At 74.3% G+C, this 23,049-nt stretch carries 22 protein-coding genes and 1 tRNA gene; 12 read left to right on the forward strand and 11 right to left on the reverse strand.

The window, feature by feature from the left end; all coding sequences use genetic code 11:
- Positions 1–334 precede the first annotated feature (334 nt).
- The 9 genes from ACIQ9G_RS05660 (at position 335) to ACIQ9G_RS05700 (ending at position 8,402) form a co-directional block, all read left to right on the forward strand.
- Positions 335–2,458, forward strand: coding sequence for an ATP-binding protein (locus tag ACIQ9G_RS05660; RefSeq protein ID WP_403606860.1), 2,124 nt, complete (start codon positions 335–337; stop codon positions 2,456–2,458).
- Between the two features lie 62 nt (positions 2,459–2,520).
- Positions 2,521–2,955 carry a roadblock/LC7 domain-containing protein gene (locus ACIQ9G_RS05665; protein WP_403606862.1) on the forward strand — a complete coding sequence of 145 codons (435 nt, stop codon included), beginning with the start codon at positions 2,521–2,523 and terminating at the stop codon, positions 2,953–2,955.
- The gene (locus ACIQ9G_RS05670; RefSeq protein WP_403606864.1) at positions 2,952–3,329 is read left to right on the forward strand and encodes a DUF742 domain-containing protein; all 378 of its coding nucleotides are present in this window, start codon (positions 2,952–2,954) and stop codon (positions 3,327–3,329) included. Before ACIQ9G_RS05665 ends, ACIQ9G_RS05670 begins: the two co-directional genes overlap by 4 nt.
- Entirely contained in the window at positions 3,307–3,924 is a 618-nt protein-coding gene (locus tag ACIQ9G_RS05675) for a GTP-binding protein (protein ID WP_403606866.1), read from the forward strand. The genes ACIQ9G_RS05670 and ACIQ9G_RS05675 overlap by 23 nt, the downstream gene beginning before the upstream one ends.
- 59 nt (positions 3,925–3,983) lie before the next feature.
- A complete protein-coding gene (locus tag ACIQ9G_RS05680) occupies positions 3,984–4,562 on the forward strand; it encodes a GAF domain-containing protein (protein ID WP_403606868.1) in 579 nt (192 codons plus the stop codon).
- A 206-nt stretch (positions 4,563–4,768) separates the two neighbouring features.
- On the forward strand, positions 4,769–5,797 hold the full coding sequence (gene tdh, locus ACIQ9G_RS05685) for an L-threonine 3-dehydrogenase (protein WP_403606870.1): 1,029 nt from the start codon (positions 4,769–4,771) through the stop codon (positions 5,795–5,797).
- 26 nt (positions 5,798–5,823) lie between these two features.
- Positions 5,824–7,023 (forward strand): glycine C-acetyltransferase, encoded by a 1,200-nt coding sequence (locus ACIQ9G_RS05690; protein WP_403606872.1) that lies wholly within the window; start codon positions 5,824–5,826, stop codon positions 7,021–7,023.
- Positions 7,024–7,104: 81 nt separating this feature from the next.
- Positions 7,105–8,007 (forward strand): LysR family transcriptional regulator, encoded by a 903-nt coding sequence (locus tag ACIQ9G_RS05695; RefSeq protein ID WP_356193475.1) that lies wholly within the window; start codon positions 7,105–7,107, stop codon positions 8,005–8,007.
- A gap of 35 nt (positions 8,008–8,042) precedes the next feature.
- The gene (locus ACIQ9G_RS05700) at positions 8,043–8,402 is read left to right on the forward strand and encodes an MmcQ/YjbR family DNA-binding protein (RefSeq protein ID WP_403606875.1); all 360 of its coding nucleotides are present in this window, start codon (positions 8,043–8,045) and stop codon (positions 8,400–8,402) included.
- 52 nt (positions 8,403–8,454) lie between these two features.
- Here ACIQ9G_RS05700 and ACIQ9G_RS05705 read toward each other — a convergent pair whose 3' ends face one another.
- Together ACIQ9G_RS05705 and ACIQ9G_RS05710 are read right to left on the reverse strand one after the other, a co-directional pair.
- Positions 8,455–9,381 (reverse strand): transketolase family protein, encoded by a 927-nt coding sequence (locus ACIQ9G_RS05705; RefSeq protein WP_403606877.1) that lies wholly within the window; start codon positions 9,379–9,381, stop codon positions 8,455–8,457.
- 104 nt (positions 9,382–9,485) lie between these two features.
- Positions 9,486–10,193: a transketolase gene (locus tag ACIQ9G_RS05710; protein ID WP_403606879.1), complete on the reverse strand. Its 708-nt coding sequence runs from the start codon at positions 10,191–10,193 to the stop codon at positions 9,486–9,488.
- A gap of 137 nt (positions 10,194–10,330) precedes the next feature.
- Between ACIQ9G_RS05710 and ACIQ9G_RS05715 the strand changes: the two genes are divergently transcribed.
- Positions 10,331–10,404, forward strand: a tRNA-Pro gene (locus tag ACIQ9G_RS05715).
- A gap of 83 nt (positions 10,405–10,487) precedes the next feature.
- Here the strand turns inward: ACIQ9G_RS05715 and ACIQ9G_RS05720 are convergent.
- The 9 genes from ACIQ9G_RS05720 to ACIQ9G_RS05760 form a co-directional block, all read right to left on the reverse strand.
- The gene (locus ACIQ9G_RS05720) at positions 10,488–11,423 is read right to left on the reverse strand and encodes an STM4011 family radical SAM protein (protein ID WP_403606881.1); all 936 of its coding nucleotides are present in this window, start codon (positions 11,421–11,423) and stop codon (positions 10,488–10,490) included.
- 6 nt (positions 11,424–11,429) lie between these two features.
- Positions 11,430–12,800 (reverse strand): STM4012 family radical SAM protein, encoded by a 1,371-nt coding sequence (locus ACIQ9G_RS05725; RefSeq protein WP_403607894.1) that lies wholly within the window; start codon positions 12,798–12,800, stop codon positions 11,430–11,432.
- Positions 12,801–12,841: 41 nt separating this feature from the next.
- A complete protein-coding gene (locus ACIQ9G_RS05730; protein ID WP_403607896.1) occupies positions 12,842–13,648 on the reverse strand; it encodes an STM4013/SEN3800 family hydrolase in 807 nt (268 codons plus the stop codon).
- A 102-nt stretch (positions 13,649–13,750) separates the two neighbouring features.
- Positions 13,751–14,857 carry an STM4014 family protein gene (locus ACIQ9G_RS05735; RefSeq protein ID WP_403606883.1) on the reverse strand — a complete coding sequence of 369 codons (1,107 nt, stop codon included), beginning with the start codon at positions 14,855–14,857 and terminating at the stop codon, positions 13,751–13,753.
- Positions 14,858–14,870: 13 nt separating this feature from the next.
- Positions 14,871–15,830, reverse strand: coding sequence for an STM4015 family protein (locus tag ACIQ9G_RS05740; protein ID WP_403606885.1), 960 nt, complete (start codon positions 15,828–15,830; stop codon positions 14,871–14,873).
- 191 nt (positions 15,831–16,021) lie between these two features.
- Complete coding sequence (locus tag ACIQ9G_RS05745) at positions 16,022–16,549, reverse strand: NUDIX hydrolase family protein (RefSeq protein WP_403607898.1); 528 nt, start codon at positions 16,547–16,549, stop codon at positions 16,022–16,024.
- An 81-nt stretch (positions 16,550–16,630) separates the two neighbouring features.
- Positions 16,631–17,803, reverse strand: coding sequence for an amidohydrolase family protein (locus tag ACIQ9G_RS05750; RefSeq protein ID WP_403607900.1), 1,173 nt, complete (start codon positions 17,801–17,803; stop codon positions 16,631–16,633).
- Between the two features lie 52 nt (positions 17,804–17,855).
- A complete protein-coding gene (locus ACIQ9G_RS05755) occupies positions 17,856–19,259 on the reverse strand; it encodes a glutamine synthetase (protein WP_403606887.1) in 1,404 nt (467 codons plus the stop codon).
- Between the two features lie 50 nt (positions 19,260–19,309).
- Positions 19,310–20,128 carry an SAM-dependent methyltransferase gene (locus tag ACIQ9G_RS05760; RefSeq protein WP_403606889.1) on the reverse strand — a complete coding sequence of 273 codons (819 nt, stop codon included), beginning with the start codon at positions 20,126–20,128 and terminating at the stop codon, positions 19,310–19,312.
- A gap of 207 nt (positions 20,129–20,335) precedes the next feature.
- Between ACIQ9G_RS05760 and ACIQ9G_RS05765 the strand changes: the two genes are divergently transcribed.
- Positions 20,336–21,649: a DUF1479 domain-containing protein gene (locus ACIQ9G_RS05765; RefSeq protein WP_403606891.1), complete on the forward strand. Its 1,314-nt coding sequence runs from the start codon at positions 20,336–20,338 to the stop codon at positions 21,647–21,649.
- Positions 21,650–21,735: 86 nt separating this feature from the next.
- On the forward strand, positions 21,736–22,929 hold the full coding sequence (locus ACIQ9G_RS05770) for an ROK family protein (RefSeq protein ID WP_403606893.1): 1,194 nt from the start codon (positions 21,736–21,738) through the stop codon (positions 22,927–22,929).
- The last annotated feature ends 120 nt before the right edge of the window (positions 22,930–23,049 follow it).

The raw sequence follows: 23,049 nt of genomic DNA on the forward strand, positions 1-23,049 counted from the left end.
GGGCCGGGGAGCACACGCCTCCCCGGCCCCCGGCTTTCGTTCTGGACCGACCCTGAACAGGTGCGATCGTTCTCTTTCGTTCATGCATCGCGTGGATGCGCCGCGCCTCGCTCTGTCGTGCGAACCCTCATACCAGAGCGGGAAGCGTCCTGGGTGATTTCGTCAACTGCCCACCGCGCAAGTTGCGTTGGTGACTACTGTGAGTTGCGGTCGGGCGAGGCGGGGCCGCTTCTTCCCGCTCCTCCGGCCGGCACAGCGAAGGCGCATGCCCGCTCGCGCACCAGGCGCGCGCATCACGGGCCCGACGGACCAGACGGACCAGTACGAGGAACAGATGTCTCACCTCCGTGCACCGGTCGCACGCGCAGACCGCCGCGAGGGCGGGCGGCACGGGCGGCCGGTGACCCGCACCGTCCCCTCGCCGCCCGACACCGCCCTACGACCCCAGCTGATGCGGCTGGCGGTGCTCCCGCCGACCGCGGTCGCCCTCGCCGCCTGCGCCGCCGTGCTGTTCACGGTGCGCTCCACCGGGGCACGTCCCGGCCTCACCCTGTGGGTCGTCCTCGCCGGGGCGCTCTCGGTGACGCTCGCGGGCATCGGGATCGCCGCCGTCGCCGCCGGCCGCGCCGCACGCTCCGTCCACGACCGGATCGCCGCCCTGCGCGGCGGCACCGCGCACCGCGAGTCCGACCTGCGGACCCTCCTGGAAACGCTGCGCAACGGCGAGGCCCCGGCGCAGCGCAGGGCACGCGGCGGGCCCCCCGAAGGCGCCGACGACTTCGAACTGCTCGCCGCCGACCTGGCCCGCGCCCACGACGGCGCCGTCACCGCCGTCGTCCAGGCCGCCCAGCTCTCCAGCCAGTCGGGCAGCGAACAGAAGCTGGAGGTCTTCGTCAACCTCGCCCGGCGCCTGCAGTCCCTGGTGCACCGCGAGATCTCCATCCTCGACGAGCTGGAGAACGAGATCGAGGACCCCGACCTGCTCAAGGGGCTCTTCCACGTGGACCACCTCGCCACCCGCATCCGCCGGCACGCCGAGAACCTCGCCGTGCTCGGCGGCGCCGTCTCCCGCCGGCAGTGGAGCAACCCGGTCTCGATGACCGAGGTGCTGCGTTCCGCCATCGCCGAGGTCGAGCAGTACTCGCGGGTCAAGCTCGTCCCGCCCGTCGACGGCGAGCTGCGCGGCCACGCCGTGGCCGACGTCATCCACCTGCTCGCCGAACTCGTCGAGAACGCCACCGTGTTCTCCGCCCCGCAGACCCAGGTCCTGCTGCGCGCCGGCCTCGTCACCTCCGGACTCGCCGTGGAGGTCGAGGACCGCGGTCTCGGGATGCCGGTCGCCGAGCACGCCCGGATGAACGCGCTGCTCGCCGACCCCGACCAGGTCAACGTGGCCGGCCTGCTCGCCGACGGCCGCATCGGGCTGTTCGTGGTGTCCCAGCTCGCCAAGCGGCACGGCATCTCCGTCCGCCTGCACAGCAACATCTACGGCGGTGTGCAGGCGGTCCTCGTGGTGCCGCAGGCACTGCTGGGCACGGCAGCGCCCCTCCCCGGAGCACTGCCCCGGTTCCAGCCGCAGCCGCTCCCGCAGCCCCACCCGCAGTCGCTTCCGGAACCGCACACGCCGGTGAACGGGCGGCGGCCCGCGATCCCGGCACCATACGCCCCGGGCCCGCCGGCCGGCCGCCCCGGCACGCCCCACCGCGCGCCCACGCCGCCGGCAGCCACCCCGCCCCCGGACGACGCCCACGTCCGCGCCCCCGCCCCGGACCCGCACGACGGGGTACGCCCCGTCCCGGCCGGGACTGGCACGGACCTGCGCGGCGACCCGGGCCCGGCCCGGAACGCCGCCGGGGACCCGCCGTCCGTGTCCGCGGACGCCACGGCCGGCGCCACGGGTGACGTACGCCCCGGCGCGCCCGCGCACGGCGGCGGACCGGCGCCGCTGCCCCGGCGCGGAGCCCGCAGGGAGCGGCCGACCCCGGCGGACGCCGCGCCCGGCGTCAGACCCGAGGACCGGCCCGTCGTCGCGGCGAACGTGGCCATGCCGTCCACTCCGCGCGCCGACGCCGTACGCGGCACCATGGGAAAGCCCCAACTGCCCCGGCGCCGCGCCCAGCAGCACATCGTGCCCCAGTTGCGCGGCGGCCCGCTGCCACGGCAGGACACCGAGAGCGCCGGCCACGACCCGGGCCTGATGGCCGCCTTCCAGCGCGGCATCGATCTGGCCGAGGCCCAGGAGCGCCGGGAACCGGCCCGCCCCGAGCCGGACACCCCGTACGCCACCGAAGCCCCGGCCGCCCCCCACCTTCGGGACGTACCGCCCCCGGACGCGCCCCCGGTGGCCGAGGCACCGGACGCACCCGCCCCCGCCGAGACGTTCGGCGCGCAGGACGGACCGGCCGCGCCCGGACACCACCCCACCGCCCGGCACGACGGGAGCACGCCGACGGGATGACCGGCCCGCCCACCGTCCCGAGTGCTCCCGCAGACCTTCGTACCCCAAGGAGTCGATCCACCATGGCGAGCGATGCGCCGACCGGCCATGTTTCCGATCTCGACTGGCTGATGAGCGGCCTCGTGCAGCGCGTACCGCACACCAGCAGCGCCGTCCTGCTGTCCTGCGACGGGCTGGTGAAGTCCGTCCACGGCCTCGATCCCGACAGCGCCGACCACATGGCCGCCCTGGCCTCCGGCCTGTACTCGCTCGGCCGCAGCGCCGGTGCCCGCTTCGGCGACGGCGGCGAGGTGCGGCAGGTCGTCGTCGAACTCGACTCGACCCTGCTGTTCGTCACCACCGCGGGGTCCGGCACCTGCCTGGCCGTGCTCGCCGGCCGCGAGGCCGACGCGGCGGTCCTGGGCTACGAGATGGCGATGCTGGTCAAGAGCGTCCGGCCCTACCTCGTGACCGCGCCCCGCCAGCACACCGTCGAACCCCCGGCGCTGAGGCCTTGAGCGCGGCGACGGCCGGCGACGGGCCCTGGCTCGACGACGCGGCCGGACGGCTGGTGCGCCCGTTCACGGTCAGCAACGGCCGCACCCGGCCGAGCATCGCACTCGACCTGATGTCGCAGGTGATGGCCACCGGAGTCACCCCGCTCGGCTACCTGGGCCCCGAGCACTCCCAGGCGCTCGACCGGTGCCGCGCCCCCGCCCCGGTCGCCGAGGTCGCCGCCCACCTGCGGCTGCCGGTGGCGGTGACCAAGGTGCTGCTGTCCGACCTCGTCGACTGGGGGGCGCTGACCACCAAGACCCCCGCGTTCCACCACCAACCCACTGACCGGGCCCTTCTGGAGGCAGTGCTCGATGGACTACGACGACAGCTCTGACTACGACGGCGGCCCCGACCCCTTCCCCACCGCGCTGAAGATCCTGGTGGCGGGCGGGTTCGGCGTCGGAAAGACGACCTTCGTGGGCGCGGTGAGCGAGATCGCGCCGCTCAGCACGGAGGAGCTGCTCACCACGGTCGGCGCGGCCACGGACAACCTCGACGGCATCGAGAACAAGGTCGAGACGACCGTGGCGATGGACTTCGGCCGCATCACCCTCGACGCGCACCACGTGCTCTACCTGTTCGGCACGCCCGGACAGGAGCGGTTCTGGTTCATGTGGGACGAGCTGTCCGAGGGCGCGCTCGGCGCGGTGATCCTGGCCGACACCCGCCGCCTGGAGGAGTGCTTCGCGGCCGTCGACTTCTTCGAGCAGCGCGGCCTCACCTTCATCGTCGCCGTCAACGAGTTCGACGGCTCCTACCGCTACGACCCCGAGGAGGTACGGGCCGCGCTGGACCTCGACGCGCGGGTGCCCGTCGTCCCCTGCGACGCCCGTATCTCCAGCTCCAGCGTCCAGACGCTGCTCGCCCTGGTCCGCCATCTCCTCGCCCACGCACCCGCCCCCGCGCCGAGCCACGGCGCCCACCGGTGACCCCGCCCCCCGCCACGGAGCCCGAACATGACATACGCGCACAGCGTCGGAACCCGGCCATGAGCTACGACCCGCCCCGCCCGGCCGGTCGCCTGCTGCTCACCCCCGAGGACCGGGACGCCCCCGCCCGCACCGCGCGGCTGCGCGGGCTCGGCCTGGGGGAGCGCTCCGAGCCGGCCCTCGACGCCTTCGCGGACCGTCTCGCCCGGCGCACCGGGGCGCCGTACGCGATGGTCAACTTCCTCGACGGGAACCGGCAGTTCTTCGCCGGACTGCACCGCCCCGAACGGGACGTGCTGACCGTCGACACCGACGGCACCCGGCCGGAGGTGGGCCGCTATCTGGCCCGCGACCACGGCTTCTGCCCCCACGTGGTGGCGCGGCGCAAGGCGCTGGTGCTGGAGGACGTGTGCGACTACCCGCGCTTCGCGGGCAATCCGGTCGTCGACGAGTTCGGCATCCGCTCCTACCTCGGCGCCCCGCTCATCGACAGCACGCGGACGGTGCTGGGCACGGTCTGCGTCGTCGACGTCGAGCCGCGGCCCTGGGGCCGGGAGGGGCTGGACACCATCAAGTCGGCGGCCGCCGAACTCGTCCCGCTGCTGGAGGGGCGCGAGCCCGGGGGCCTCCTGATCTGAACCCGCGCCTGGCCCGGGGGCGCAACCTGGGGACGTGGTCCGGGGACTGACCCGGGTGTGTAGGAAAGCTGTGGCCGCGCTTAAGAAATCCTCGATGGACCAGCGCGCCGCCGTAGGGCAGATTGCTACGCGATTCCACCCCTCTCCCCGGGCGCGGGCCGCTTCGTCATGCCCGGCCCCGGGGTCGAACCACAGGAGCCGTAGCGTTGAAGGCGCTGGTCAAGGAGAAGGCGGAGCCCGGACTGTGGCTCGCGGACGTCCCCGAGCCCGCCGTGGGACCCGGCGACGTACTGATCAAGGTCCTGCGGACCGGCATCTGCGGCACCGACCTGCACATCCGGGCCTGGGACGGGTGGGCGCAGCAGGCGATCCGCACCCCGCTCACCGTCGGGCACGAGTTCGTCGGCGAGGTCGTCGAGACCGGCCGCGACGTCAGCGACATCAAGCCCGGCGACCGGGTCAGCGGCGAGGGCCACCTGGTGTGCGGCAAGTGCCGCAACTGCCAGGCCGGCCGCCGCCACCTGTGCCGGGCCACGGTCGGCCTCGGGGTCGGCCGGGACGGTGCCTTCGCCGAGTACGTCGCCCTGCCCGCTGCCAACGTCTGGGTGCACCGGGTCCCCGTCGACCTCGACGTCGCCGCGATCTTCGACCCGTTCGGCAACGCCGTGCACACCGCGCTGTCCTTCCCGCTGGTCGGCGAGGACGTCCTGATCACCGGGGCGGGCCCGATCGGTCTGATGGCGGCGGCCGTCGTCCGGCACGCCGGCGCGCGGAACGTCGTCATCACCGACGTGAGCGAGGAGCGGCTCGAACTGGCCCGGAAGATCGGCGTGAGCCTCGCGCTCGACGTCTCCGAGGCCACCATCGCCGACGGGCAGCGCGCGCTCGGCCTGCGCGAGGGCTTCGACATCGGCCTGGAGATGTCCGGCCGCCCGGAGGCGATGCGGGACATGATCGCCAACATGACGCACGGCGGCCGGATCGCGATGCTCGGCCTGCCCTCCCAGGAGTTCCCGGTCGACTGGGCGCGGATCGTCACCTCCATGATCACCATCAAGGGCATCTACGGCCGGGAGATGTTCGAGACCTGGTACGCGATGTCGGTGCTGCTGGAAGGCGGCCTGGACCTCGCCCCCGTCATCACCGGCCGGTACGACTACCGCGACTTCGAGGCGGCGTTCGCCGACGCGGCGAGCGGCCGCGGCGGCAAGGTCATCCTCGACTGGACCGCGTAAGTCATCTGCTTCTTAGGAGCTTTACGATGTTCGACTCCGTGCGCGACGACCTGCGCGCCACCCTCGACGAGATCCGTGCCGCCGGCCTCCACAAGCCCGAGCGTGTCATCGGCACCCCGCAGTCCGCGACCGTCGGTGTCAGCGCCGGCGGCCGCCCCGGCGAGGTGCTCAACTTCTGCGCCAACAACTACCTCGGCCTCGCCGACCACCCCGAGGTCGTCGCCGCCGCCCACGCGGCCCTGGACCGCTGGGGCTACGGCATGGCGTCGGTGCGCTTCATCTGCGGCACCCAGGAGGTGCACAAGGAGCTCGAGGCGCGGCTGTCGGCGTTCCTCGGGCAGGAGGACACGATCCTGTACTCCTCCTGCTTCGACGCCAACGGCGGTGTCTTCGAGACACTGCTCGGCGCGGAGGACGCGGTGATCTCCGACGCCCTCAACCACGCCTCGATCATCGACGGCATCCGCCTGTCCAAGGCCCGCCGCTTCCGCTACGCCAACCGCGACATGGCGGACCTGGAGCGGCAGCTGAAGGAGGCCACCGAGGGCGGCGCCCGGCGCAAGCTGATCGTCACCGACGGCGTCTTCTCGATGGACGGCTACGTGGCGCCGCTGCGGGAGATCTGCGACCTCGCCGACCGCTACGACGCGATGGTCATGGTCGACGACTCGCACGCCGTCGGCTTCGTCGGACCCGGCGGCCGCGGCACGCCCGAACTGCACGGGGTCATGGACCGCGTCGACATCATCACCGGCACCCTCGGCAAGGCGCTCGGCGGAGCCTCCGGCGGCTATGTCGCCGCCCGCGCCGAGATCGTCGCCCTGCTGCGCCAGCGCTCCCGGCCGTACCTGTTCTCCAACACGCTCGCCCCGGTGATCGCGGCCGCCTCCCTGAAGGTGCTGGACCTGCTGGAGTCCGCGGACGACCTGCGCGTCCGGCTGGCCGAGAACACCGCGCTGTTCCGCCGCCGCATGACCGAGGAGGGCTTCGACATCCTCCCCGGCGACCACGCCATCGCGCCCGTGATGATCGGCGACGCGGCCCGGGCCGGCCGGATGGCCGAGCTGCTGCTGGAGCGCGGCGTGTACGTCATCGGCTTCTCCTACCCGGTGGTGCCGCAGGGCCAGGCCCGTATCCGCGTCCAGCTGTCCGCCGCCCACTCGACGGCCGACGTCGACCGCGCCGTCGACGCGTTCGTCGCGGCCCGGGCCGAACTGGAGGGCTGACGGCGGGGGCGGCCGGCTCCCGGGGCGACCCGGTTACGGCCAGGGGCCGGGCCGCCCGCCGGGCTTGCGATAATCGGGGGCATGATCGAGGCACGGCGGCTGCACATCCTCCGGGCGGTGGCCGACCACCGTACGGTCACCGCGGCTGCCGCCGCGCTGTATCTCACCCCCTCCGCGGTGTCGCAGCAGCTCACGGCGCTGGAGCAGGAGACCGGCCACCGGCTCGTGGAGCGCGGCGCCAAGGGCGTACGGCTGACCCCAGCCGGCGAGATCCTGCTCAGCCACACCAACGCGGTCCTCGCCCAGCTGGAGCGGGCGGAGGCCGAGCTCGCGGCGTACCGCTCGGGCGCGGCCGGCACGGTCACCGTCGCTGCCTTCGCCACCGGCATCGCCCTCGTCGTCGCCCCGGCGGTGGCGCGCCTGGCCGGCACGTCGCCCGGCATACGCATCCGTGTGCAGGACGCCGAGGGCGACGAGAGCCTGCCGATGGTGCTGGACCGGCAGGTCGACGTGGCCGTGGCGGTCGAGTACAGGGGAGCGCCGCCCGCCGACGACCCCCGCCTGACCCACGTCCCGCTCTACGCCGAGCCCTTCGACGCGGTCGTCCCGGTCGCCCACCCGCTGGCCGCCGCCGCCGAGGTCCCGCTCGCCGGGCTGGCCAAGGACTCCTGGATCGGACCCTACCCGGGCAACCCATGTCATGACGTGGTGGTCCTGGCCTGCGAGAACGCCGGTTTCCAGCCCCGCATGGAGCATTCCTCGGACGACTTCCGCGCGGTCGTGGCCCTCGCCTCGGCCGACGCGGGTGTGGCCCTCGTCCCCCGTTCCGCGCTGCGCGGCATGGATCTCACCGGCGTGGTCGTCCGCCCCGTCGACGGCGACGCACCCACGCGCCGGGTCTTCGCCGCCGTCCGCCGGGGAGCCGAGGAACATCCCCTGATCCGCCCGGTACTGGCGGCCCTGGGCGATGTCGCGCACACCTGACGGCGATGTCAGTGGCAGGGGCTAGCGTGCGTGTCATGCCCGACGCCGAAGACGTACGCCGTATCGCCCTGTCCCTGCCGGACACGACGGAGAAGCTCGCCTGGAACATGCCCACCTTCCGGGTGGCGGGCAAGATGTTCGCCACCCTGCCGGAGGCGGAGACCTCCCTCGCCGTGCGCTGCCCCAAGGAGGAGCGCGACGAACTGGTCCGGGCCGAGCCCGGGAAGTTCTGGGTCGCCGGGCACGAGGCGCAGTTCGCCTGGGTCCGGGCCCGTCTCGCCGCGCTGGAGGACGAGGACGAGCTGCGCGACATCCTCGCCGACTCCTGGCGCCAGGCCGCCCCGCCCCGGCTCCTGGAGGCGTACCCCGAGCTGGGGCTGCCCACGAAGCGGTGAGAGGCGGCCACCGGGACGGCCACCGGGCTGCCACCGGGACGGCCACCGCCGGTCAGGCTCCCACCGGGGGCCGCCCGGCCCTCTCCCCGACGAAGGCCGAGATGCTCTCCCGCAGGGCTCGCGCGTCGAGTCCGTGCGCGGCGACGTGCTCCTCGACGCGCCCGTAGCGCCGCAGCTCGCGGCGGCCCACGCCGAGGCCCAGCACCCGGTGCGGGAGGTCGCGCAGGGCGTCGTTCGCCGCCGCCGTCGAGGTCCCCGCCAGATACGGCTCGACAAGGACGACGTCCGTCCCGGCCGTCTCCGTGGCCCGGCGCAGCGCCGCCGCGTCGAAGGGCCGTACGGTCGTCGTGTACAGGACGGTGACGTCCAGGTCCCGCGTCGCGGCGAGCACCTCGTCGAGCATCGGCCCCACGGCGACGACCACCCCGCCACCGCCCTCGCGGACGGTGCGGAGGCGCTCACCGTCGACCGGGCGGCCCTCGGCGTTCGACTGCGCCGACAGCCGCACGTACACCTTGTCGTCCCCCGCCGCGACCGCGTGCCGCAGCAGCCTCTCCGCCTCGTCCGGGTGCCCCGGCACGTGCACCGTCCAGCCGTCCAGGGTGTCGAGCAGCGCCACGTCGCCGGGTGCCATGTGCGTGAAGCCGCCCGCGGGCCAGTCGAACGAGGCCGCCGCGCTCACCAGCACCGCGCCGGCCCCCTGGTGCCCCAGGTCCAGCTTGACCTGTTCGAAGGGCCGCTCGACGAGGAAGCCGGCGAAGGTGTGCACCACCGGCCGCATCCCGGTCAGGGCCAGCCCCGCGGCGGCGCCGATCAGGAGCTGCTCGCGGATGCCGACGTTGATCACCCGGCCGGGATGCCGGCGCCGGGCGGCGGCGAAGCCGTCCTTGCCGATCTCGGCGAGGACGACCGCGACCCGCGGATCCTCGTCGAGCAGGCGGGAGACGACGGGGGCGAGACGGTCGCGCATGGTGTCCATGGAGGGAAGCCCTTCTTGCGGGTCGGTGGAAGCGAGCGGGGCAGCCGGGGGAGAACGGCCGGGAAGCGGGGTCCCGGCGGGCGAGCGGGGCCGTGGCCGGGGCGTCAGACGGACTTCGGCTCGACCCGGGCCACGACCACGTGCGGGCGGCCCGGATGCGGCGCCGTGAACGCGGTGTGCAGCGCCTCGTGGTCCCGGCCGTCGACGGTCAGCGCCGACCAGCCCGCCGCCTCGAAGCGGGCGGCGATCCCGCCGGGGCGGGCATGGCTGGCGGAGGCGTTGTCCACGACGACGGTGTGCAACCGCTCCAGCCCCGCGGGACCGGCGAAGGCGATGGCCTCGTGGTTGCTGCCCTCGTCCAGCTCGGCGTCCCCGATCAGCACCCACACCCGCGGCCCGCCCAGCCCCTGGGCGCGCAGCCCCAGCGCGGTGCCGACGGCGATCGGCAGCCCGTGCCCCAGCGACCCGCTGCCGATCTCCGCGCCCGGCACCAGCAGGCGGTCCGGATGGTGTCCGAGCCGGGAGTCGTACGCGCCGAAGTCCGGCAGCCAGTCCACGGGCACGAAGCCCTTGGCGGCGAGGACGGCGTAGTACGCCATCGGCCCGTGCCCCTTCGACAGCAGGAACCGGTCCCGTTCCGGGTCGTCCAGGCGGTCCGGGGCGACGTCCAGCACCCGGTCGTAGAGCACCCAGAGCACGTCCAGCGTGGACGTGGCGGCCGGTCCGTGCTTCTCGTCGCCGGTCATCAGCCCCATCAGCCGGGGCAGGTCGGCGTACCCGTGGGCGCGCCCGAGGTCGTCGGTGATCGTCATGCGACGAGCGTGCAACCTCGACCAAGGTTGAGGTCAAGCGCGCGCCCCGCCCGGAAAGGGGTGCGCGACCACCGACCCGAGTGCGGTATTGTTTTCCTGCACGTTCGGCCGGAGGAAAGTCCAGGTCAGACGGGCAACGGGACGTGGCGCAGCTTGGTAGCGCACTTGACTGGGGGTCAAGGGGTCGCAGGTTCAAATCCTGTCGTCCCGACTTGTGAAGCAGCAGGTCGGAGGCCGCACCGGAACACACCGGTGCGGCCTTCGCCGTGTCCGGGCCCCGCGGGGCCCGCGCCGTCAGGGGGCGCCGGCCGTGCCCACCGTGCCGGCCGTGCCCGGCAAGGACCTGCCCGGCGAGCCCGCGCCGGTCGCGCCCGGCAGGGTCCCCGGGAACCCCGCGGGGACGCGCTCCAGGACGCCGCCCGCGAAGACGTCGTACAGCGGCAGGGTCTCCAGGTGGACGTAGCCGATGTGGCAGTCGCACGCCGTCAGCGGGCAGGGCCGTGGCGCGAGCGCCGCGCGGTAGGAGCCGTCGTAGAGGTTGCCGAGCTCGGCGCGGACGAAATGGCAGCGGCGGACCGTGCCGTCGCCGTCCACGGAGACCACGGTCTCGCCGGTGCGGCAGGGCAACCCGGCCGAGCGGTGCGGACGGCGGCTGTACGGGAACAGCGGGTCGAGCGCGGTCCAGGTGTCCGCCTCGTCGTCGGTGTAGAGGTGGCCTTCGGCGGCATTGACCCACAGATAGACCTCGGCGGGCAGCGCGGCGCGCAGCCGGCGGGCGTGCTCCAGGTGCCCGGGCAGCCCGACGACGCCGACGCTGAAGCGGATGCCCCGGCCGGCGAGATCCCGCGTCTTGGCCAGGAACCGCTCGTACGGCGTCTCGCCCGGGTGGTACGTGCACCACAGCGCGACGGTGCTGGGGTCGGCGTCCGCCAGCCAGTCGGTGCGGCAGCTGAGGTTCGTCTGGATGGCCACCCGCTCGACGTGCGGCAGGTGCGACAGCTCGACCAGGGCCCGCCGGTACCAGGAGCGGACGAGCCCCTCGCCCCAGGGGGTGAACAGCACCGAGAGCCGGTCGGCGGTCTGCTTCCCGGCCCAGTCGGTGAAGCGTTCGAGCGCGGCGCGGTCGGCGCGCAACCGCGCGGAGCCGTCCCGCCGCTTGGCGAACGGGCAGTAGGGACAGTCGTAGTCGCAGGAGGCGAGCGGGCCCCGGTACAGGATCGTCAGGTCCATGGCGGGCTACTTCGGCGCGTAGGCGGCCATGGCGGCCCGCACGGCGGGGGAGAACAGCGCGGGGCCCAGCGCGTCGGAGTGGGCGAGCCCCTCCGGGGTGAGGCGCAGCAGGTCACCGGTGCCGTCGCCCTCCAGCCAGCCGCGCGCGGCGAAGGCGGCCAGCTCACCGGGGAAGTCGTCCCACGGGCCGGTGCCGAACCGGTCGCGGTAGCCGGCGACCGGCATGCCCCGCGCCTGGAGCACCGACTGCAGGAGGTGGCGGCGGCGCGCCTCGTCCCCGTCGACGCTGCGGCCGTGGACGGCTCGGCCGAAGTCACCGGTGGCCGTGTAGTCGTCGACGATCGCGCGGATCTCGCCCATGCCGACCGCGTAGTCGAAGGAGTAGTGCAGCGCGGAGGTGTAGGAGCGGGCGCCGCAGCCCAGGCCGATCATCCCGTCGGTCTGGCAGGCGTGGTCGTCCGGGCCCTGCGCGGGCGCGCCGGCCCGGCGGAACATCCGCATCGACACCTGTTCGTACCCGTGCGCGAGCAGGTGGTCGCGGCCCTGCCGGTACAGGGCCAGCCGCTGCTCGTCCCACGCGCGGTCGGTGTGCGCGGTGCGCCGGGCGAGGCCCGTCAGGGGACGCACGTACAGCGGGTAGAGGTAGAGCTCCTCGGGCCGCCAGGCGAGCGCGGCGTCCAGGGAGGTCCGCCAGGTGGCGGGCGTCTGGCCGTCGATGCCGTAGATGAGGTCGATGTTGAGCACGGGGATCGCGGCGTCGCGGATGCGGCCGAGGGCGGCCTCGACGTCGGCCCGGCGCTGCGGCCGTACCGCGGCCCTGGCCTCCTCGTCGACGAAGCTCTGCACACCGATGCTGAGCCGGGTCGTGCCGCGCTCGGCCAGGACGGCGAGCCGGTCGGCGGTGGCGGTGGCGGGGGACGCCTCCACGGAGAGCGGGATCGTCCTCAGGTCGGCGCCCATGCGCTTCTCGGCGATGTCGCACAGCCGGGACAGCTCGCCGGCGGTGAGGAAGGTGGGGGTGCCGCCGCCGAACGCCGCGTTCGCGAACCGCGCCAAGCGCGTGCCGGCGGCGCCGGGCTCCCCCTCGTCGAGCGCGTCGCGGACGGCGGTCGCCTGGCGGTCCAGGGCGTCGAGATAGCGGCCCGTGAGCCCGTCGGGCGCGCCGATCCGGGTGAACAGGTTGCAGAAGCCGCAGCGGACCTCGCAGAACGGTATGTGCAGGTAGAGCGAGAGCGCGTCCTTGCGTTCGCCCCGCCACAGCTCGCGCAGGGCGGGCCGGCCGGGCAGCGGCCGGTAGGCCGTCTTGTGCGGATAGGCGTACACATAGCTCTGGTACGGGCGCGCGCTCACGTCGCTCTGGTCCGGGCGCGCGCCCATCCGGCTCTGACGGGGGCTCACGGCGGTGCCGTCGGTGTGGTTCATGCGGCGGGCTCCAGGAAGAAGTGGGCGTACGGCACGGTCCACACGGCCTCGTGGCCAAGGCGGTGGCCGGTGTAGCCGTCCTCGCCGTAGGCGGTCCCGTGGTCGGAGCAGACGACGGCGAAGCAGCGGCGGCGCGAGCTCATGGCGGCGAAGAGCCGGCCGATGTGCCGGTCGACGTACTCCAGGGCGGCGGCGTGGCTGGCGAGGGTGTCGCCGTCCTCGCGGGTGGCGCCGGGCAGGTGGAACCAGTTGGGCTGGTGCAGCGCGGACACGTTGAGGAAGAGGAACAGCCGCCGGTCCGCCGGAAGCCCGGCGACGACCTGTTCGGCCCGCTCCACCTGCGCCTCGAAGGACGTGGGGGAGGGCACGCCGAACTCGGGCTCCCAGTGGCTCTCCTGGAACATCCCCGGCAGGACGTCGCCCAGCGCCCCCTGCTTGTTGAAGAATCCGACGCCGCCGATGCACACCGTGCGGTACCCGGCCGCCGCGAGGCCGGAGACGAGGTCGGACGTGTCGAAGACGTAGGTGCGCCCGGCGGTCGTCTCGCTGCCGGCGAAGCGCGCCGCGAACAGCCGGGGATGCGGCCCGGGAGCGGCCGGGGTCGGCAGGAACCCGGCGAACATGGCCTGGTGGGAGGCGTAGGTGAAGCTGCCGGGCGCGTGGCGCTTCTCCCAGGCACCGCCGGGCAGGTGCCGGGCGAGGTTCGGGATGCGTCCGGCGGCGGCCAGTTCGGCGGCCACGTCGTGGCGCAGGGTGTCCAGGGTGACCAGGAGCAGGTCGTCGCGGCCGACGACCTCGTTCATGTCGGGAAGCGGTCCGGCCTCGGGGGGTCGCATGGTGGTCCTCGTTCGGTTCTCGCGCTGTTTCCCGCGCTGTCTCTTGCGCAGTTCTCGCGCTGTTCTGGCTCAGTGGTGCTTTCGGCGGTGCCACCGGGGGGCCCGGAGGGCGGCGACCTGGGCGGCGTAGGTGTCCAGGCCCTCGGCGCCGCTGCCGGGCAGGCCGGTGAGGCCGGGCAGCAGGTCGCCGAAGGCGTTGACCTCCGCGACGGCGAACCGGCCCCAGCCGACGGCCGGGAGCAGGTCGACGCCGACGCACAGCGTGCCGGGGAAGCAGGCCGCCGCGCGTTCGCAGACCCGCAGGGCCTCGGCCCAGCGTGGACCCGCCGCCTCGACGACGGCGGCGAGATCGCCGCGCCGGCCGCCGAGGTGGAGATTGGTCATGGGGGAGTGGCTGGTGCGCACCACGGCGTGCGTGGCCCGGCCGGCCACCACGACGACCCGCAGGTCGGCCGCACGGCCGTCGCCCACGGAGGCCTTGGGCCACCACCGCTCGACGTGCAGTCCGTCCGGGGCCAGCGCGTCGACGAGGGCGGCGATCTCGCGCTCGCCGGTGACGCGGCGCACCCGCAGGGAGTTGTGCAGCCGCCCGTCCGCGGCCGCCTCCACGGAGGTGGTCGCCCGGATCCGGCCGCGGCCCGCCGACTCGACGGCGAGCACACCGGACGCCGACGACCCGTGGGCGGGCTTGACGAACACCCGCGGCATCCCGTGCGCCCGCATCAGGGCCCGTAGGTCGTCCCAGCCGCGCACCGGGGTGCCGCCGCCGGACGTCGGCGAACGCGGCACCGGCACCCCGGCCTCGTCGAGCGTGCGGTGGCAGAGCCGTTTGTCGAAGAGGACGGCCAGTTCGCCGGGATCGTCGAGCCGCACCCCGCCGGTCAGCGTCCGGACGGCCGCGGTGAACCGCGCGTACCAGCGGGCGCCGCCCTCCACCCGGGTCGGGTCGGCCAGACCCCGCAGGGCGCGGTCCACCTCCTCGTCCTCCCCGGGCGACTCCAGCCGTACGACCTCGTCGGCCGCGAAGGACGCGCCGCCGTCCCGCAGCACGGCCGCCCAGGGCACGACACGCGGCGCGGGCAGCCCCGCCTCGCGCACCGCCCGGTCGAACAGGCCGACGCGGCGGTTCTCCGGGTTCCCGACGACGACGAGCCGCGGGGCCGCTTCCTCCCTCATGACCGGACGTCCGCTACTCGCCGACGGCCACATAGCGCCAGACGCGGCCGTCGTCCTCGTCCTCCTCGGCATACCCCCGCTCCAGGTCGAGGGTCACGCCGGCGTCCCCGAGGGACTTCCGGAAGCGCTCCCGCAGCGCGTCGCTGAGGTAATTGTGGTGCAGGTCGAGGGTGGTCAGGTGGGTGAGCGGCTGGCCGTCGAGCAGCGCGGTCGCGCCCTCGTCGGTGAGGACGCCCATGGACAGGTCGAGGGTCCTGAGCCGGGCGACGACGGGGGCGGCGGCCATGGCGGCGGCGATCTCGTCCTGGATGTCGCTGTTGCGCAGGCCCAGGTACCGCAGCTTCGGCAGGCGGGATCCTTCCAGGATGGGTGCGACGTCGGAGAGCTCGCAGTCGCCGCCGTACTCGGAAGTTCCCAGCCACAGGTCGAGGCGGGTCAGGGCCGGCAGGTCGCAGGCGGCTATGCCGCGCACCGCCGCGGCCGGCAGGCCGCCGGTCTGCACGGTGAGCGAGAGCAGCCGTCGGTGCGTGACCGCGGGGAAGACCAGGCCGCTGCCGCCGCGGACGCCGAAGTCCTCCAGCTCGGGGAAGCCGCTCAGCAGCGGACCGACGTCGCCCTGGTTGATCCAGGAGATCTCGCACTCCTCCGACACCATGTCGCCGAGGAACAGGGCGCGCAGCGAGGTGAGCCGGGCCTGGACGCCGAGGAGCGCGTCGATCACCGGCTTCGGGCCGGTCTCGTAGGCCCCCTCCCAGGGGCCGACGATGAGCGCGTACACGCGGGTGAGGTCGACAGCCGCGGTGAATCGGGCGAAGGCCTCCGGCCAGGTCTCCTCGCTGTCGTAGGTGTCGGCGGAGATGCGCCATGCGACCGCGTCGGCGGCGGGCAGGCCGGCGACGCCCTTCTCCTCAGGGCCGGGGAAGTCGAAGACGGGCAGTCCGTACAACTCCCGCAGGTGGTTCGCTGTGCTCATGTCTCCGACGCTCCTCGCCGATCGCGGTCTCCACTGCCGCAAGTTGTAGCAAGGACCACTGACAACGCCTTCGGCGGAGCGGCGGCCGACGGCCGGGCACGAGGGCCGCTCGTCGCCGCGCTCCGCGCCGGACGAGGACGACGGGGTCCGCTACGTGCTCCGGCGCCCGCGGGCGGGGCGCCGGGCGCCGTTCAGGACACGTGTCCGACGTGGGCGAGCGCCTGCTTCAGGAGGACGCCGTGCCCGCCCGGCATCTCGCTCTGCACCGCCGCCGACGCGGCCTCCTGCGGGCTGAACCACACGAGGTCCAGGGCGTCCTGCCGGGGACGGCAGTCACCGGTCACCGGGACGATGTAGGCCAGCGACACGGCGTGCTGCCGGGGGTCGTGGTACGGCGTCACGCCCGCCGTCGGGAAGTACTCCGCGACGGTGAAGGGCTGCAGGGAGGCGGGTACCCGGGGCAGCGCCACCGGACCGAGGTCCTTCTCCAGATGGCGCACCAGGGCGTCCCGCACCCGCTCGTGGTGCAGCACCCGGCCGGAGACCAGGGTCCGGCTGACCGTGCCGTCCGGCCCGATGCGCAGGAGCAGGCCGATGCTGGTCACTTCGCCGCTGTCGTCGACGCGCACGGGCACCGCCTCGACGTACAGGATCGGCATGCGGGCGCGGGCCGACTCCAGTTCGTCGGTGGTCAGCCAACCCGGCGTGGTTTCGGTCATGTCAGACATTGCTTGATCATACTTTCAGGCGTTCCTGGTTGGGGCGTGCCGCACCGGGCGGCTGCTACCGGCCCCTGCCGGTCAGGCCTCCCGGTCGTCGTCGGTCAGTCCGTAGACACGCTGGGCGTTGTGCCGTCCCGCCCACCGGGCGATCCGCAGCGCGTCCGCAAGACTCAACTCGTCGGTGTCCACCCGGTCTTGCAGCAGACCGGCCAGTCCGGACCGGAAGGCCACCGCGCCGAGGTGGTGGAACTCGGCCACACCGTAGGCGTCGGAGCTGTACAGCAGTTTGCGGAACGGTGTGATCTCCAGGGCCTCCGCCAGGATCGCCCGCGCCCGGCCGGGGCCCACGTGGTGCAGCGTCAGGCCGACGTCCAGGTACACCCGCGCGAAGACCGCCGCGAGATAGGCGGCCTGGCGCTGGTAGGGCCAGCAGTGCAGCAGCAGCACCGGGATCGTGCCGGCCGTCCGGTGCAGCCAGTCGGTGAGCAGGGCGGGGTCCGCGCGGTGCAGCCGCAGGTCGTTGTCGCCGAATCCGGCGTGCAGTTGGAGCGGCAGGCCGAGGTCCACGGCCGTCCACAGCAGGTGCCGCACGAGGACCGGGTCGTCCAGGCGCCGGCCGCCGCCCGCCGTCCAGCGCGCCGCCGCCCGCGCGACCTCGGCCTCCGAGGGTCGGGCCGGGTCCAGGTCGAAGCCGGTGCGGTAGGCGGCCACCGACTTCACCGCCAGCACGCCCGGCCGCCGTACGGCCTCCTGCGCCGCCGCCCGGAACACCGCGCCGTACTCGCCGGGTTCGACCCCTCGCGCCGCCACGGCCTCCGCCACGTTCTCCAGCCGTACGACCTCGTAGGCCCTCGCCTGCCCGCCCGCGGCCGCGGCCAACTCCGCCGGGGTGGTGGCGTGGTCGGGCACGAATCCGGTGTCGACGCAGAACACGTCCGCCCACGCGGCGGCGAGCAGGCGCCGGTTCACCTCGGGCGCCCCCAACTCCGTGCGCCGGGCCAGGTAGACGTCGGCCGGTGCGTGCCGGGGCAGGCCGAGCACCGGGGCGCAGTGGCGCCGTACGGCCACGCCGGCCGGGCTGTCGAAGGTCGAGATGCCGCTGCCCGGCCACGCCCCGCCCTCGCTGATCAGCGCCTCGAAGCCCGGCCGGTCCAGGTCCGTGGAGACCACCGGGTGGCAGTGATGGTCCACGAGCGGCAGCGCGGCGAGCGCCTCGTGCACCGGTCCGGCGCTACCCGCGGTCACCGCCATCGGCACGTCCGGCTCCGGGGCACGGGTCCCGTCCCGGCCCACGTCCCGTCCATCAGTAGGCCCAGCGGTACGCCGCCGCGACCTGCTCGTCGTCCAGCCCGTCCACGGCCGCGATCTCCCCCTCGCGCACCGCGATCACCGCGTCGGCGAGGACGGGCCCGAGGGCGGAGCGCAGCAGCGCGTCCGCGCGGAAGGCGGTGACCGCCCCCGCCAGTGAGGAGGGCAGGCGCCGTACCCCGCGGGCCGCGGCCTCGGCCGCGTCGAGCCGGGCCGGGTCCCCGGTGATCTCCTCGGGCAGGGACGCGGACGAGGTCAGCCCGTCCAGGCCGGCCGCGATCAGGCAGCCGAGCGCGAGGTACGGGTTGGCGGCGAGGTCGACCGGCTTGACCTCCAGGTTCGCGGCCTGGTCGCGCACGCCCTGGGTGCCGGTGACCACGCGGACGGCGGCCTCCCGGGTCTCCCGGCCCCACGCGGTGAACACCCCCGCCCACTGGGAGGGCCGGAGCCGCAGATAGCTGGCCGGGCTCGGCGCGGTCACCGCGGTCAGCGCCGGGAGCCGGGCGAGCAGGCCGGCCACGAAGGACTCGGCCGCGGCCGTCATGCCGTACCGGCCCTCTCCGCCGGAGTGCAGGTTGACGCCGTCGCGCCAGGCGGAGAGGTGGATGTGGCCGCCGTTGCCGACGCCCCGCGCGGTGACGGCGGGGGAGAAGGAGACCTTCAGCCCGTGGCGCCGGGCCACGGCGCGGACCGTCTGCCGCACCAGCACGCTCCGGTCGGCCGCCGCCACGGGGTCGAGCGCGCCGACCGAGACCTCGAACTGCCCGGCGGCGTACTCGGGATGGAGCTGGTCGACGTCCACGCCCTGCGCGGCCAGCGCCGCCAGCAGATCGGCGGCGCAGTCGCTCAGCTCCACCTGCCGGGTGGCGCCGTACGCAGGTCCGGCCACCGCCGGCACGAACTCCCCGTCGGGGGCGCCGCCCTGGCCGAAGGCCCACTCGATCTCGATACCGGCCCGGAAGGTGATGCCGTGGCGCTGCTCGGCGTCCGCGACGATGCGGCGCAGCGCGGTGCGGCCGCACCCGGGATGGCGTGTGCCCTCCTGGGTGATCCGGTCCACCGGGGCCCAGGCCCAGCCGGGCTGCCCGGACAGGACGACCAGGTGGTCGAGGTCCGGGTAGAGCCGCAGATCCCCGTCCGGGGAGCCGAGGACGTCGGTGGCGACGATGGAGTCGTCGGCGAGGAAGGTGTCGAACACCGGCGACATGCCGACGCCCCAGGCCGCGGCCGAGGGCAGCTTCGCGGTCGGCACGGTCTTGACGCGGGCCACGCCGGCGGTGTCGACGTAGGCCAGGACGACGCCGTGCACACCCCGGCCGGCCAGCTCGCCGCCGAGCGCGGTGGCCCGTTCGAGGTCACCGGGACGCCCACCGGGGACGGGGTCGGCAAGGGTGGTCATACGCCCTCCTCGGCGCGCGGTGACGGTCCGGCGGCGCCGGGCCGCCCGCGTCAGGGTTTCACGGCCACCGCGCCGAACTGCGGTACCACGGCCGGGGCGCCGGAGCCGGAGTCGGCGCGCCACCGCGAGCACGGCACCAGGCCCGGTTCGACCAGGTCCAGCCCCTCGAGGAAGGCGGCGATCTCGGCACGGCCGCGGGCGGTGATCGGCGGCGTGGCGTTCGCGTTCCAGAACTCCATGGCCGGGATGTTGCCCTCGCCGCCGAGGTCGGCGTCGTAGGTGGGGTGGGTCAGCACCAGGAAGCTGCCCGAGGGCACCGCGGCCATGACGCGGCGGACCGTCTCGTGCGCCTCGTCGGTGTCCAGGACGAAGTTGAGGATGCCCAGCATCATCACCGCGACCGGCCGGCCGAAGTCGAGGGTCGCGGCGGCGCGCTCGACGATGGTGTCCGGGTCGTGCACGTCCGCGTCGATGTAGTCGGTGACGCCCTCGGACGTGCTGGTGAGCAGGGAGCGTGCGTGCACCAGGACGATCGGGTCGTTGTCGACGTAGACGATGCGGGCGTCGGGCGCGATCCGCTGGGCTATCTCGTGGGTGTTGTCCACCGTCGGCAGACCGGTGCCGATGTCCAGGAACTGCCGGACTCCGCGCTCGGCGGTCAGATGGCGGACCGCCCGGCCGAGGAAGTCGCGGTCCGCGCGGGCCACGTCGCGGATCACCGGGAACATCCCGGCGATGTGCTCGCCGACCCGCTGGTCGACCTCGTAGTTGTCCTTGCCGCCGAGCCAGTAGTTCCAGACGCGCGCGTTGTGCGCCACCCCGGTGTTCAGCCTCGGCGATCCGCCCGAGGTGCGGTGGGTCTCGCTCACGTCTGCGCTCCGGTTTCCTCGTGCTCCGTCCCGCCCCATGCGGCCGTCGCCGCCATTGTGCCGCCCGGTGATCACGCTGTCCCGGGAATCGAGGGACCCGGGAGAAGCGGATGGTCGGCCCCTTTTTGGTCAGGACTCTTGCCCAAACCGCGTGGGCCGTGCTTCGCTCGAAGTCTAGTAAGGAGCCCTGACCAAAGGAGGTCGACGATGACCGCCGGCACCGACCGGCAGCGGGACGCGCTGCCCCTGCCCCACTGGGAGACCGTCCCGGAGGACCTGCCCGCCGCGATCCGGGAGGTCAAGGCCGCCCTGCGCGCCCGCATCGAGGCGTCCGGCCGGACCGTGGAGGAGGTCTTCGCCGTCGTCGAGCGCCGCGTCGCCGCCCGCGTCGCCGAGATCCGGGCGGAGAAGGAGCGCGGCGAGAGCGTCTGGCCGGCCGTCGACTACGCCGACATCGAGAACGGCACCGTCCCCGCGGACCGGCTGGCCGCGGTGCGGCGGCGCGGCTGCCTGGTGGTGCGCGGCCACTTCCCCCGCGAGCAGGCCCTGGCCTGGGACGCCGGCATCGTCGACTACGTGGAGCGGAACAGGTTCTTCGAGACCTACACCGGCCCCGGCGACGACTTCTTCGGCAGCGTCGGCTCCAGGCCGGAGATCTACCCCGTCTACTGGTCCGAGGCGCAGATGGAGGCCCGGCAGAGCGACCGCATGGCCCGGGTGCAGTCCTTCCTGAACTCCTTCTGGAAGCACACCTCGGACGGCGTGCGGTGGTTCGACCCCGACCGGGACGCGCTGTACCCCGACCGGATCCGCCGCCGCCCGCCGGGCACCGACTCCGGCGGCCTCGGCACGCACTGCGACCCCGGGACGCTGGACCTGTGGATGACCCGCGCCTACCAGCGGGCGTTCCGGCACCTCTTCGACGGCAGCGCCGAGCGGTACGACCCCTGGGACGCCGCCCACCGCACGGCCGGCCCGCAGTACCCGGGCAGCACCATGTGCTCGGCGTTCCGCACCTTCCAGGGCTGGACCGCCCTGTCCGACATGGACCACGACCAGGGTGTGCTGCACACCGTGCCCGTCCCCGAGGCCATGGCGTACCTGCTGCTGCGCCCGCTCCTGCCCGATGTGCCCGAGGACGACATGTGCTCGGTCACCGTCAACCGGGTCTTCCCGGCGAGCGAGAAGTGGCACCCCCTGCTGATGGAGGCCCTGACCGGCATCCCCGACGTACGGGCGGGCGACTCCGTCTGGTGGCACTGCGACATGATCCACAGCGTCGCGCCGGTCACGGACCAGAAGGGCTGGGGCAACGTCATGTACATCCCCGCCGCGCCCTGGTGCCCGCGCAACGAGGCGTACGCGGCACAGGTCCGCGAGGCGTTCCTGACCGGGTCCAGCCCGAGCGACTTCCCCGAGGAGCACTACGAGCGCGCCTGGACCGGCCGCTTCACCGCGGACCGGCTGAACGCGACCGGCCGCCGCGGGCTGGGCCTCGCGGAGGCCCAGGACAGGTCCTAGTCAGGAAGGAGCCCTTACCGTCCCCGGGTCGGTAGGCTGGCGGCGGTCGCCGGGCGGCGACCAGCGGCCCGAGGACGAGAGGTGCGATGGAGATCCGCCGGGAGCTCGCGGGAGCGGCCCTGCCGAGCATGGCTCTGGTACGGGAGCTCACCGACCAGATCGTGCTGGACACCGTGTTCGAGCAGGCGCCGGTCACCCGCGCGGAGATCGCGCACCGCACCGGCATCTCCAAGACCACCGTCTCGGAGTCGGTACGGCGGCTGGAGGAGCTGCGGCTGCTCCGGCCGGCCGGCGAGCAGCGCGGCCGGCAGGGCCGGGTGGGCACCTACTACCGGGTGGCCGCCGACGCCGGATTCGTCGTCGCCGTCGACCTGCACCCCAGCGAGATCCGGCTGTGCGCCGCCGACCTGTTCGGCCGCCCGTTCCTGCAGAGCACGCACCAGCCGCTGCGGCCGCGCAACCCCGAGCACACCGCCCGGCAGCTGCGCACGCTCGTGGCCGGCGCGATCGAGCAGGGCGGCGTCGACCACGGCCGGCCGCTGGCCGTCGGGATCTCGGTCGCCAACCCGGTCGACCCGCGGACGTCCGCAGTGATCCCGCTCCGGAACACCCCGTACCCGGGCGGCGTCTTCCAGCCGCAGGACGCCCTCGCCGGCCTGACCGACGCCCCGCTGCTGGTGGAGAACGACGTCAACCTCGCCGCGGTGGCCGAACGCTGGCACGGCGCGGGCCGCGACGCCGAAAGCTTCGCCTACGTCTACATCGGCGCCGGCCTCGGCATGGGCCTGGTCGTCGGGGACCGGCTCGTCCAGGGGGCGCGCGGTGTGGCCGGCGAGATCGGCTACCTCAGCGTCAGCTCCCAGCCCTCCGGTACCCCGCACGGCCTCGCCCGCGCCGTGGCCGAGGCGGGATTCCGGACGGGGCAGCTGCCGCAGGCCGACGGGGCGGACCCCGTGGCCGCGGCCCGCGAGATCCTGCGGCGCGCCGAGGACGGCGACGCCGAGGCGGGGGCCGTCGTGGCGGAGGAGGGACGCACCATCGGCGAGGCGATCGCGACCGTCTGCGCGGTCGTCGACCCCGAACTCGTCCTCCTCGGCGGACCCGTCGGCAGCCACCCCGCGCTGCTGCACCCGGTCCGCGAGACGGTGCGCGCGCTCGCCCCGCTGCCCCCACCGGTCGAACCCGGCGCCCTCGGCGACGGCGCACCGCTGCGCGGCGCCCTGGCCGTCGCCCTCCGCCGCGCCCGCGCCGACCTGCGCACCCGCGCCGGCACCGGCTGAGGCACCCGGCCGGCCCACCCGCCCCGAGCGCTCCCCGCGCGCAGGCGCCCGCGGCAATTCACGGGACGGCCCCGGCCACAGCAGCGACACCCTCCCCGCGTACGGCAATGGCGCCGGCGC

The sequence above is a fragment of the Streptomyces sp. NPDC096152 genome (assembly GCF_044763235.1).
Taxonomy (GTDB): domain Bacteria; phylum Actinomycetota; class Actinomycetes; order Streptomycetales; family Streptomycetaceae; genus Streptomyces.